This window comes from Candidatus Campylobacter infans, assembly GCF_013416015.1.
GTDB lineage: Bacteria > Campylobacterota > Campylobacteria > Campylobacterales > Campylobacteraceae > Campylobacter > Campylobacter infans.
On sequence record NZ_CP049075.1, the window covers coordinates 1623142 to 1635009 of the forward strand.

An 11868-nucleotide genomic window follows, 5' to 3' on the forward strand; every position below is an offset into this window, starting at 1 on the left:
CTGATTATAAATTTTAATCAGGGCGAAATTTTAAAATTTTAAACTAAGATTATTTACGAAATTTTGCATCTACGCGGCGATTTTTAGCGCGTCCGTCTTCTGTTTGGTTGCTAGCAATAGGATTATCCTTGCCAAGTCCTGTTGTGCTTATGCGACTAGCGTCTATGCCGTGTTTTACTAAAACTTGCGCCACAGCATCAGCGCGGCGTTTAGAAAGCTTTAAATTATACCCGCTTGAACCTATATCATCGGTGTTGCCTTCAAGCAATACCAAATAACTTGGATTTTGTTTTAATAGCTCTGAAACCTCAGCGATTTTAGCCTCATACTCAGGCGTAATGGCCGCGCTATCAAAACCAAAATAAACACCAAGTTGCAAACGAATTACCTTCTCACAGCCAAACTCATCTACTACTTGCCCTTGTGGAGTGCCAGGGCAGCGGTCTATATTATCAGGCACGCCGTCCATATCCTCATCGCCAATAACTGGCGCGCTAATTACTTCTTGCACACTTGCTTTTTGGCCTAAGCCTATACCAAAGCCAAGGCTTATTAATTGCTTATCATTACCATGCTTGATAACATCTCTACCTTCTAATTTAACAGCTATTTGATTAGTTAAATCATATCTTAGCCCAAGGCCTACTTGCCCAAAACCACCCCTTTGAGAATCTTGATCATTGTGGGTGTAATGCTGGAAACCACCGCCAGCTAAGGCATAAATGGCAAAATCATCTGTGATATAGAAATTTTTTACTAAGTTAGCATAATAACGACCGATATTTGTTTTATCGTAGGAATTTTGGTTGTAGCCTTTATTTATGCGATCTTTGTATTTTACAGACAAGGCTTGATCGATACCTAATTCAATCTGGCTGAGCCAAGGAAAATCCAAATTTCTGGCTACTTTTATACCATAAAAAGCGCTATCTTTTAAATTTTCGTGTGCATAGTGAGAAAGTCCGGCAAATGGAGTAATTTCGTAGTTGTAGTTACTAGCTGCAAAAACCGCACTAGCAGCACATAATGCCAAAGTAATTTTTTTCATAAGATCTCCTTAGATTTTAGGCGCGCATTTTAACAAACTAAGCTTATATTTACTTAAATCTCGCTTATTTTTTACTTACCATTGAATAAATGTTTTGGCTTTTTTAATCTCGTTAAAAGAAAATTTACTTTTGCCATCATCATTGCTAAAAGTTATCATTTCGCCATCAACGCTTATTATTTTGCCTATAAACACGCTTTTATCATTTAGCGTGATTTTTGCTTCTTCGCCCAAACTTAGCGCAAAATGCTCGATTTTACTTAATTTACGCTCTAATCCAGGGCTTGAAACCTCTAAAAAATACTCACCCTCAACAGGCGCCATAACATCAAAAATCGGCGAAAGAACCCGGCTTACTTTTTCACAGTCTTCTAAGCTAACGCCACCATCTTTTATAATATAAACGCGGTAAATCGTGCGAGAGTTTTGGCTTGTTAGCTCGCTATCATAAAGCTTTACGCCACATTGAGAGATTATAGAAGCTAAATCAAAATTTTGCATTATTTTTTACCCTTTTCTAATTCGGCTTGAACCTTTTTAAATAGCGCGTCCATTTTGTTTTGACGCTCTAAACTATCATCAAATTTAAAATGCAGTTTTGGCGATTTATACCAGCCAAGAGCTTCTACGCAAAACTCCTCTATCGCGCCACTTGCAAGCTTTAAATGCCTTAATACATAATCTTGTTCTTTTTCATCAAGCATCATTTTATCCAAATAAATAAAAGCATCGTATTTACCGCGCTTGCATTCTACATCAGTTACGCAAAGCCCCTTTAAAAGCTCATCACCCAAATTACCAAGTGCTTGCGAAATCACTTCTTTTAAGGCGCTCGAAGCGCGAAGTAGCTTGATTTTGGCTAAATTTTCTTTTCTTTGATCCATTTTAACCTCTTTTAGCGTTGATATTAAAATTTTAAGTTGTTAAATCTTAATCGCAATTAAAATTTTAAAATTAAGGCGCGAAATTTTAATAAAAAATTATAAATTTTTGCTTTTTATGCTTGCTTTGTGTATCTTTGCACCTCGTTTAACATATATTCATAAACTTGCTGTTGCGTGGTTATATCATCATCTTCGCTTTCGCACATCATTTGGCGCAAATGCGCAAAATCAATCTTTTTAGCATATCTTGGCACAGATTTTAATTCATTATCTATATCGATTAACAAACTATCTAGCGTCTTAGTGCGATAAACTTTTATTTGCTTTACATAATCTTTTATGGCATGAAGCAAGAGATTAGAGCGTTTTTCATCATTACCATAAATAGAGCTAGCAATTTGTGTGATCACGCTATAATCGCCATCATCTAAGACCATTTTAGCGCACAGCATAGCACTTAAAACCTTAGCGCGAAACTCTAACGAACGATACCTAGCCGTTAAAAGCTCGCCAAATAATGAAAAAAAATGAAATTTAAACATTCATAATCCTATCTTAAGCATTTTTTGATAAAATCCCCCTCGCCTTTTCTTAGACCTGTGCAAGGCTTATTTTAAGCAGAGCTTCAGGGTGGGAACACAGCAGAGCACTTAGTTTAGGTTTGTGCCGCAGTTATCTGAGAAAGGGTTTAAAATTTCTAAAAAACTCTCTAAATTTTTCTCTAAATTTTCTAAATCCGCGCTATTATCGATAATAAAATCGCTCAACAGCCTTTTTTGTTCTATATCCATTTGGGCGTTTATTCTTAAAAGTGCTTGATTTTTTTCTAAATTATTTCTAGCGATTAAACGCCTTAGAGCTAGGCTTTTTGGTGCGTAGATTAAGGCTACTTTAAAATTATATTTTTGCTTGCCACCACTTTCAAAAAACAATGGAATATCCACAAAATACAGCTTTTTTTCTTTTTCTAATTTTTTGGCTTTTTTTATTATTTGCTCATAAATTAGTGGATGTAAAATTTCTTGTAGTTTTTGTCTAGCTTGATTATCGCTAAATACAATTTTGCCAAGCTTTGCGCGATTTATTGTGGGCTGATTTTTTAGCTTTTGATTAAAATTTCTCTCTAATAAATCAGCCCCAAAAATTTGTGCTATTTGTTTTGCTTTTATATTTAAAATTTTATGGGCTATTTCATCGGCGCAAATCACGCTGTATCCGCGCGCAGATAGCATTTTAATAACCGTGCTTTTACCACTTGCGATAAGCCCTGTTATCACAATGCCATATTTAAAAGCTTCTGGCATTATTTCTTTTTGCGCGCGATTACTTCTATTTCAATCTTTGCGCCCTTTGGCAAGGCCTTTATGCCAACAGCTGAGCGCGCAGGATACGGCTCTGTAAAAAAGCTTGCATAAATTTCATTTACCGCGCCAAAATCATTTATATCGGTTAAAAAAATCGTGCTTTTTATCACATTTTCGTAGCTTAACCCAGCCGCATTTAGCGCGCCACCTACATTTTTTAAAGCTTGCGTGGCTTGGGCTTTAATATCACCTGAAATTAGCTCGCCAGTATTTGGATCTAGCGGGATTTGACCTGAGAAAAACACTAATTTACCGGCTTTTCGCCAAATGCTATATGGACCTATGGCTTGTGGATGATTCATTTTTTGTCCTTTTTTGAGATGCGAGATTTTAGCATATTTAAGCAAGTTTTAGCTAAAATCTCGCCCTTTATCACGCATTTTAAGGATAAATAATGATAAGCTACAAACAAGCAGGTGTGGATATTGATGCGGGCAATAGCTTTGTAAGTGCGATAAAACCGCTAGTTGATAGCACCAAACAAGCAGGCTGCATAGGTGGGATTGGCTCATTTTCTGGTGCTTTTGCCTTGCCTAGTGGTTTAAAAGAGCCAGTTTTGCTAGCAGCAACTGATGGCGTAGGCACAAAGCTAAGACTAGCCATAGATAGCCAAAAATACGAAGGTGTGGGCATTGATTTAGTGGCGATGTGCGTTAATGATCTTATTTGTAATTTTGGCAAGCCTTTATTTTTTCTTGATTATTATGCTAGCGCCAAGCTTGATATAGAAGTGGCAAAGGCCGTGCTTAGCGGTATTGCAAAGGGTTGTAAGCTTGCAAAATGCGCATTAATTGGTGGGGAAACAGCAGAAATGCCATCAATGTATGAAAAAGGCGATTTTGATCTGGCTGGTTTTGCCGTGGGCGTGGCTGAAAAAGCCCAAATCGATAGACGAAATTTCGTCCAAAAAGGCGATATTTTGCTAGCCTTGCCTAGCTCAGGGCTGCATTCAAATGGCTTTTCTCTAGCGCGCGCTGTCATCAAAAAGCTAAATTGCGATTTAAATAGCGATTTTAACGGCAAAGCTTTGATAGATGTGCTTTTAGAGCCAACGCGCATTTATGTAGATGAGTTTTTGCGCTTAAATGATTATATTAACGCGCTTGCGCACATTACAGGTGGCGGGATTAGCGAGAATTTACCGCGCATTTTGCCTGCTGGACTTGGCGCGCGCATTCAAAAAAGCAAGATCAAAATGCCCGAAATTTTCAAACTAATATCACGCGAAGTAAATGAAAACGAAATGGAGCGCACTTTTAATTGTGGCGTGGGTATGATTTTGGTGATTTCAAGCAAGAACGCAAGCCACATTTTAGCAAACACAGACGCGTATGAAATCGGCGAAATCATAGCAGGAAAAGGCGTGGAGTATGTTAAATAAATTGCGTTTTTATTTAACATTTGTTAAATAAATCCTACTTTTATTTAAAATTTACGCGCCTATTTATATTAAAATTTGTTTAAATTATTAAAATTTTAGGCGCTTTTAGGCACTAAATTTATTAAAATTTCTAGGCATTAGCTTATTAAAATTTGTGGTGTTGAATTATTAAAATTTTAAACATTAACTTATTAAAATTTGGGTGTTGGATTATTAAAATTTGATAAATTTTTGGGTGCTGAATTATTAAAATTTTGAGTGTTTAATTATTAAAATCTTAAACATAAACTTATTAAAATTTCAGGCGTTGAATTGTAATTGGTTCGCCATATTCTCGCAGGCGAACTAATTTCTAGCAGGCTAATTTTTAGGCGTGATAACTTCTTTTAGCCACTCAAACAAAATAATTTCTTTTAACGGCACAAGCGTGATAATTTCTTTTAATTGAGCAAATAAACTGTTTTCTTTTAACAGCGCAAGATATTTTTATTTACGCTCGCTCATTTCTGGGCGTGCTAATTTCTTTTAAATAAGCTTTGTTTTGGATTAAGATTTATCCGCGCCGTATTTAGCCCAATAATCCGCCACGCTTTTAATCGCCTTGCGCCCGCAAACTCTCAGCCTCACGCCAAATTCTCAGCCACGCGCCACGCACCCGCCTAGCTCTCAATCGCGCAACCGCCTCGCACGCGCCACACTCTTAGCCCCGCGCCACGCAAATTTTTATCCGCCAAAACACCAAAATTTTAAAATTTAATTTTTAACCCACGCCCAAACTGCCCGCCACGCGCGCCCTACTCCGCTAGCCATTTGTGCCACGCCGTTATTTAAAGCAACCCGCGCCAGCAAATTCTCAGCCACGCCCAAACCGCGCGCCAATCGAACTGCCACGCCCTTTATTCTCACCGCGAACCCACAAACCCAGCCAAAAACCACTAAAATTTATAAAACCTTTACCAAATTTTAAAGAAATTTATTAAAATTTTTTAAAAAAATTGAAAATTTTTTTTAAAAAACTTTATGTAATTTAAGCTTAGTTTAACCCCCCCCCCTATAATTCTTGTGCTTGCTTGAAGCAGGCACTAAGCAGACGGTGGCTTACTCCAAAAATCTCAATCATTGTGGCTGCCGTTTGTTTAGAAAATCAACAAAAGGAGTTCTTATGAAAAAAGGCTTTACTATGATTGAGCTAATTTTCGTTATCGTAATTTTAGGTGTTTTGGCGTCAGTGGCGATTCCAAGACTAGCAGCTACCAGAGATGATGCAGAGGTGGCAAAGGCGGCGACAAATCTTACTACGGCAGTGAGTGATATTACGGCTTATTATACGGCGAAGGGTAATTTTAACGGTGTTACAAGCGATTTTACCAAGATTACAAACGCACTAACTAAAGATGGCAAGCTTAATGTAAAGGGTAAAACTGAGTGCGTAAGTGTGGCATTGCCAACTACTAATGCTGGACAACATAACACTTCAAGTAAGGTCGAAATAACTTTAACTTTCAAAGATGACGATGCCGTATGCAAAACACTAAAAACACTACCAGGCATTAAAGCGATGTGTGGCAAGAGTGGTGATCAAGAAAGCATCAGCAATACTTGCACAATCCAAGTTGGTGGCTCAGGTGGCATACAATTCTAATCTAATTTAAAGCTTAATTCGCGCTAATTTATTTTTAGCGTTAATTTTAAAATAAATTTTAAGCTTAATCACCCCTTGGAATTTTAAAATTTCAAGGGGTTTTTTATTTTTATTCTTTCAAATTCTAAATTTCAAAAATATTTTTCAAAATCTGCGCGGAATTTAAAATAAAAAAAGCAAAACTCACAAAAAACGCGTGGCATGCGTGGCGTAAAAAAGCACGGCTAAGAGTGTGGCAAGGGATTTGGCGCGTGGCGTTTAAGTGGCTTGGCGCGTGGGCGTGCGAACAAAAAAAAAAAAACGCGTGGCGGGCGCATTTGGCTTGGTGGTTTAGCGTGGAGCGTAAAAGCGCGTGGCTGAGTGCGTAGTGGGCGAGTGGGTTTAGTTTGGTTTGCGTGGTTTAAAAACACGCGGGCGGACACGCGTTTAGTTTAGTTTGCGTGATTAAAAAACACGCGGGCGGGCGCAAACAAAAAAAACGCGCGATAAAACATTAAATCAAAAGCATAAAATCATAAATCTTAAACACTAAATTTTAAACTTAATAAACAAAATCCGCGCAAAAAATATATAAAAATTTTAAAATTTGTAGTTTTGCGGATTGAATTAATGTGCGGTTTGGGCGTGGTTTGCTGAACTTTGCGTGGTTTATGAAATTTGGCTTTGCGTGTGCTGAGTTGGTAAAACTCAAAAATGGCTTGGGAGCAAATTTCACAAAGTAAATTTTAATTTCATTTTGCTATAAAAGCCGTGATTTATGGAGCAAATTTTAATTTTAGTTTTATATAAAAGCCGTAATTTATAAAGTAAATTTTAATTTCGTTTTGCTATAAAAGCCGTAATTTATAGAATAAATTTTAAAATTTATTTGCTTGGGCTGAAATTTTGAAAAGATTTAAAGGCTTATAAAGATTAATTTTGCTTTTTGGCTTTTAGGCTAAATTTTGAGCTTAATTCTTTTATATCGGCGCCATTTAAGGCCGAATACACCGCGCTTTTGGCTGATTGCAGCACGGGATCTAGCAAGGCCTTTTCATCATCGCTAAACTTACCCAGCACAAAATCTATCACACCACACTCACCGCGCCCGACCCCTATGCGAATGCGCTCGTATTGGTTGCCAATCATCGCATCAAGGGATTTTATGCCGTTGTGTCCACCGCTGCTCCCGCCTAGCTTAAAGCGCAAATCGCCAAGATTTAAATCAATATCATCATGGGCTACCATTACGCGCTCAATCTTATAAAACTCGCGCACAATTAGCGCGCTTTGTCCGCTCGCATTCATAAAAGTGCTTGGTTTTAGGATCAAAAGTGAGCTTTTTTTGTATAAACTGCCCTTAAATTTGGCAGAGCTAATATCGCTAAAATCGCCATCTTTTAGCAGCAAATCAGCTAGCATAAAGCCTGCGTTGTGTCTGGTGTTTTGGTATTTATCGCCTACATTACCTAAGGCTATTAAAAGAATCATTTAGAATACACTAAAAGCCCGCAAAAACGAGCTTTTAAAATAAATTATTTAGCTTTTACTACGCCAAGAACTGCTACGCTAGCTGGCTCTACCATACTAACGCCTGCTGGCACAGGGATATCGCGCACTAGCACGCTATCGTCTAAATCAAGTGGATTTACATCGATCACAAAACTATTTGGCAAATCTTTACCAGCGCATTTTACGGCTAAACGGCGTTTGCTTATAAGCAATAAGCCTTTATTTTTAAGCCCTATTGGTGTGCCACTAGCAACTACTGGGATATAATACTTACTAACTACATCAGGTAAAACTACCTTTAAATCCACATGTTTTAGTTCGTTTGTAACTGGGTGCTTTTGGTATTCTACCACTACTACTTCGTAAGTTTTGCCTGCTACTTTAACTTGAAATTTTAAACTATCTTTGTTTTTAACAGTTCTTAAAAAATCATTTACTTTAAATGCAGCATTGATATTTGCAAGACCTTTGGCGTAAATGTTGGCAATTAGATAACCATCTTTTCTTAAAGCTTTTGTCGCTTTTGAGCTAATACTCTCTCTAACGATGCCCTCTAACATTTGTTTATCCTTTGTGTAAAAATAAGGGCGCAATTGTAGCAAGTAATGCTTACAAGGCGCTTAAAAGATTAAAATTTTAATCTACATCTTTTAGAGATATTACATCTCTTTCGTTTTCTACGCCTGTCATTTTAGCGTGCGCTTGCTGGATCAATATAGCCAAATCATTTGGTTTGCTTGATGCCATTAAAGCGTTTTCTTTGGTGATAACGCCCTCGTTAAATAAGCGCAATAAATCGCGGTCAAAGGTTTGCATACCACTACTTTCACCACTTTCAACGATGGCTTGACCGATTTCATCTTGGCGACTTTTCAAAATAAGCTGCTTAATGCGCGGACTCTGAAGCATAATCTCTACTGCTGCTACGCGCCCGCCGTCTTTTCTGCGACATAAGCGTTGAGATATAACCCCTTGTATAACATCAGCGCAACTCATCTTAGCATGCTCTAACTCAGGGCCTTTAAACATACCCAAAATACGATTTATTGTTTCTTGCGCGTCTTTGGTGTGTAAAGTAGCTAGCACTAAGTGGCCTGTTTCTGCTGCCATTAAGGCAATGGTTAGTGTTTCAAGGTCGCGAATCTCACCAACTAATATAATATCTGGGTCCTCACGCAAGGCAGCACGCAAAGCACTAGCAAAATCTGGCGTATCTTGCCCTACGCTGCGTTGGTTTATAACGCAACCTCTATCTTCGTGAATAAACTCAATAGGATCTTCAATAGTAATTATGTGGGATTTTCGGCAATTGTTTATATAATCAATCATACTCGCTAAGGTGGTTGATTTACCACTACCAGTAGGGCCTGTAACTAGTATCATACCGCGATGAACATGATCGCATAAATTTTTCACACTCTCAGGCAATCCAAGACTCTCTAATGGCGGGATTTTCGTAGGGATCACACGAAACACAGCGCTTACGCCGTCCATTTGAAAAAATATATTTGAACGAAACCTAAAATTTTCATTTAATTTATAAGTAAAATCCACGCTTTTTTTGCTTATCAATTCATCAAAACGCCCTCTTAATAGCTCTTTTGCAAGAGTTAATCCCTCGGCTGTGCTTATAAATCTAGCATTTTCTACTGGATAAAGCTCACCATTAACGCGCTTGCGAATTATTGAATTTGCCTTTACATGCAAATCACTCCCGTGGCTACTAATTAACTCTTCTAAGTAGCCATTTAACTCATCTCTTAGCTTAAAATCAAGCTTGCTTACATCAACTGACATGTGCTTACCTCAACTATTTATTTGATTTTTGTTCTGTTTTATTTAAAATTTGAACGCTTTTTGTATTAAAATTTTCATCTATTTCGTTATTTTTTATTGAAACCAAGATATCGTCAAAGTCTTCTTTAAAGCTTCTAATTCCTTCATTAAATAAATCCTTACAAACGCTTTCGTATTTAATGCCCGCATTCTGGCAAGCTACGAAAAATTTTGAAATCGTGTCTTTATCGACTGGCTTTTTAAGCTTATGATCGCGTGCTTGAAAAGCTTTGATGGCATCAAGTGGGGCTGTGTTTATGCTGTGAGAAAATAAAAGCTCGTCTATATAATAATCTTTTGCTAATCTAGCATCTTTTACGCCCGTGCTAGCAAATAGGGCGCGCACATTTTTTAGCCCGCATTCTTCTATTTGATAATATGCTAGCGTGGCGTTGTAAATGCCGTATTTATCGCATTCAATGCCAGCTGCTTTTAATTTATCATTTAATGCTCTATCAAAACGGCTAACAAAAATGCTTATAACGCATTCAGGCTCTGGCGCATTTGGATAGCGTTTTTTATAGCCTTTTAAGCCTTTAAAAAAGGCGTTCAAGCAACTTTTAACTTGCTCTTGGCTAAACACCAAGGTAGCATTTACATTTATGCCCTTTTTTACTAGCTCGCTCATAGCTATATAACTACGCTCGCAAGCTGGCAATTTAATCATAACATTTGGCATTTTTATGCTATTAAACAGCTTTTTGCCTTCTTTTAGGCTCATTACACTATCATCAAAAAGCTTTGGATCTATTTCTATGCTTATAAAGCCATCATCGCCGTTTGCGTAATTTGTCAAAAGCTTATATGCGCTGGCTTTTATATCTTGTGTGGCTAAAATTTCATAAAGTTCTTTTGGGGTTTTTTTCTTAATGTATCTATTTATGGATTCTTTATATGCCTTGCTTGTTAAAAGGGCTGATTTAAAAATGGCAGGATTGCTAGTGGCTCCATTTATAACGCCCTTAGCGATTAAATCCTTAAATTGAGCGTTTATAAAATCTCTTTCTATAAAATCGCACCAAAGTGAAAATTTAGTATCTTTATACATTATAATCCTTTAAACTCATAAAACAAGCGCATAATTTTAGCATATAATTTTCTTAATTTCACACAAATCTTTGCGATCTATAATATGCGTTGCCGCATTTTTTAAAATTTCTTTTGCACAAAATGCTATACAAGTGCTTGCTTCTTTGAACATAGAAAGATCATTTGCTCCATCGCCAATAGTTGCTACCTCGCTACTATCAAGCCCTAAAAAACGCTTCAATCTAGCAAGCATTTTTCCTTTTGAATCCCCAAACATCATCTCACCGCCAATTTGGCCGGTTAAGATATCGTTTTTGTGGTGTAATTCATTTGCAAAATTTATATCAAAACCAAGCCTAACTTGAGCGGCATCTGTGGCCATATGAAAACCGCCTGAAAAAACAACTACTTTAATCCCGTGAGCTTTTAAATACGAAATTATCTCAGCAGCGCCAGGCATCATAGGCAAATTTGCTACGATTTTTTTAGCATCATTTAAGCCAATGCCTTTTAAAAAAGCTACGCGTTCTTTTAGGCTTTCATAAAAATCAAGCTCACCGGCCATAGCGCGAGCAGTAATGGCTGAAACTTCATCCATTTTGCCCACAGCCTTAGCCAAAAACGAAATAGTCTCGCCATCCATCAAGGTGCTATCAAAATCAAAAACACAGAGTCTAATCAAGCATACACCTTAAAAATCTCGTTTTAATAGCCCTTCGGCTTTTAAAATAGTAAGAATATTATTATCACGCTTGCCAATGCCTGCTATCATACCCTTAGCATGTAATAAAGTTTCAGGTGGCGGATCGATTTTGCTTTTTTTCATTCTTATAGCCTCTGTTAATCTATCTATAACAAAACCAGCCACATTATCTTCATAAACCATTACTATATAACGCGTGGTATCTGTGATTTTAGGATTTTGTACCCCAAACATCACGCGCAAATCAATCAAAGGTGTTACATTTCCGCGCATATTAAACACGCCCAAAACAAAATCTGGCACACCAGGCACGCGTGTAAATTCAATCGGTTTAATAATTTCTTTAATATAAAGAATTGGAATAGCGTATTCTTCTTCGCCTACTATAAAGCCTACTAATTGCTCTACTTCATCAGCATCAACTTGCGCGGGATTTTCAACCTGGCGTTTTTGCCTACGCAAAACTTCATTTAATTTATCCATTTTCTAT

The 11868-nt window shown here is 37.3% G+C and carries 14 protein-coding genes, 1 other RNA gene and 1 pseudogene; 3 read left to right on the forward strand and 13 right to left on the reverse strand.

What is annotated here, in order from left to right; all coding sequences use genetic code 11:
• Nucleotides 1–49: 49 nt before the first annotated feature.
• From CINF_RS08140 to CINF_RS08155, 4 genes are all read right to left on the reverse strand, one after another.
• Nucleotides 50–1048 carry an OmpA family protein gene (locus CINF_RS08140; RefSeq protein WP_179975178.1) on the reverse strand — a complete coding sequence of 333 codons (999 nt, stop codon included), beginning with the start codon at nucleotides 1046–1048 and terminating at the stop codon, nucleotides 50–52.
• 75 nt (nucleotides 1049–1123) lie between these two features.
• Entirely contained in the window at nucleotides 1124–1549 is a 426-nt protein-coding gene (gene rimP / locus CINF_RS08145) for a ribosome maturation factor RimP (RefSeq protein ID WP_179975179.1), read from the reverse strand.
• Entirely contained in the window at nucleotides 1549–1932 is a 384-nt protein-coding gene (gene rbfA / locus CINF_RS08150; protein ID WP_178697152.1) for a 30S ribosome-binding factor RbfA, read from the reverse strand. The genes rimP and rbfA overlap by 1 nt, the downstream gene beginning before the upstream one ends.
• A gap of 113 nt (nucleotides 1933–2045) precedes the next feature.
• Nucleotides 2046–2474: a hypothetical protein gene (locus CINF_RS08155; protein ID WP_178697153.1), complete on the reverse strand. Its 429-nt coding sequence runs from the start codon at nucleotides 2472–2474 to the stop codon at nucleotides 2046–2048.
• A 46-nt stretch (nucleotides 2475–2520) separates the two neighbouring features.
• Here CINF_RS08155 and ffs point away from each other — a divergent pair.
• Nucleotides 2521–2618: signal recognition particle sRNA small type (gene ffs, locus CINF_RS08160), an RNA gene on the forward strand.
• Between the two features lie 3 nt (nucleotides 2619–2621).
• Here the strand turns inward: ffs and coaE are convergent.
• Together coaE and CINF_RS08170 are read right to left on the reverse strand one after the other, a co-directional pair.
• Nucleotides 2622–3236: pseudogene (gene coaE / locus CINF_RS08165) on the reverse strand (dephospho-CoA kinase); the annotation flags it as partial.
• A complete protein-coding gene (locus tag CINF_RS08170; RefSeq protein WP_179975180.1) occupies nucleotides 3236–3598 on the reverse strand; it encodes a RidA family protein in 363 nt (120 codons plus the stop codon). The pseudogene coaE and the gene CINF_RS08170, both read right to left, overlap by 1 nt.
• Before the next feature lie 92 nt (nucleotides 3599–3690).
• Here CINF_RS08170 and purM point away from each other — a divergent pair, with 92 nt between their 5' ends.
• The gene (purM, locus tag CINF_RS08175; RefSeq protein ID WP_179975181.1) at nucleotides 3691–4677 is read left to right on the forward strand and encodes a phosphoribosylformylglycinamidine cyclo-ligase; all 987 of its coding nucleotides are present in this window, start codon (nucleotides 3691–3693) and stop codon (nucleotides 4675–4677) included.
• Between the two features lie 753 nt (nucleotides 4678–5430).
• Here the strand turns inward: purM and CINF_RS08180 are convergent.
• Complete coding sequence (locus tag CINF_RS08180; protein ID WP_179975182.1) at nucleotides 5431–5568, reverse strand: hypothetical protein; 138 nt, start codon at nucleotides 5566–5568, stop codon at nucleotides 5431–5433.
• Nucleotides 5569–5839: 271 nt separating this feature from the next.
• Here CINF_RS08180 and CINF_RS08185 point away from each other — a divergent pair, with 271 nt between their 5' ends.
• The gene (locus tag CINF_RS08185) at nucleotides 5840–6319 is read left to right on the forward strand and encodes a type II secretion system protein (RefSeq protein ID WP_179975183.1); all 480 of its coding nucleotides are present in this window, start codon (nucleotides 5840–5842) and stop codon (nucleotides 6317–6319) included.
• 912 nt (nucleotides 6320–7231) lie between these two features.
• On the opposite strand, the gene pth is transcribed toward CINF_RS08185, so the two are convergent.
• The 6 genes from pth to CINF_RS08215 all read right to left on the reverse strand — a co-directional run bounded on the left by pth (nucleotide 7232) and on the right by CINF_RS08215 (nucleotide 11861).
• The gene (gene pth / locus CINF_RS08190) at nucleotides 7232–7789 is read right to left on the reverse strand and encodes an aminoacyl-tRNA hydrolase (protein ID WP_179975184.1); all 558 of its coding nucleotides are present in this window, start codon (nucleotides 7787–7789) and stop codon (nucleotides 7232–7234) included.
• Nucleotides 7790–7833: 44 nt separating this feature from the next.
• Complete coding sequence (locus CINF_RS08195; RefSeq protein ID WP_179975185.1) at nucleotides 7834–8370, reverse strand: 50S ribosomal protein L25/general stress protein Ctc; 537 nt, start codon at nucleotides 8368–8370, stop codon at nucleotides 7834–7836.
• Between the two features lie 76 nt (nucleotides 8371–8446).
• Nucleotides 8447–9607 carry a type IV pilus twitching motility protein PilT gene (locus CINF_RS08200; protein ID WP_179975186.1) on the reverse strand — a complete coding sequence of 387 codons (1161 nt, stop codon included), beginning with the start codon at nucleotides 9605–9607 and terminating at the stop codon, nucleotides 8447–8449.
• 13 nt (nucleotides 9608–9620) lie between these two features.
• Nucleotides 9621–10694, reverse strand: a complete 1074-nt coding sequence (locus CINF_RS08205) for a transaldolase (RefSeq protein ID WP_179975187.1) — start codon at nucleotides 10692–10694, stop codon at nucleotides 9621–9623.
• A 36-nt stretch (nucleotides 10695–10730) separates the two neighbouring features.
• A complete protein-coding gene (gene serB / locus CINF_RS08210) occupies nucleotides 10731–11357 on the reverse strand; it encodes a phosphoserine phosphatase SerB (RefSeq protein ID WP_179975188.1) in 627 nt (208 codons plus the stop codon).
• 9 nt (nucleotides 11358–11366) lie between these two features.
• Nucleotides 11367–11861 carry a chemotaxis protein CheW gene (locus CINF_RS08215; protein WP_178696008.1) on the reverse strand — a complete coding sequence of 165 codons (495 nt, stop codon included), beginning with the start codon at nucleotides 11859–11861 and terminating at the stop codon, nucleotides 11367–11369.
• Between the last annotated feature and the right edge of the window lie 7 nt (nucleotides 11862–11868).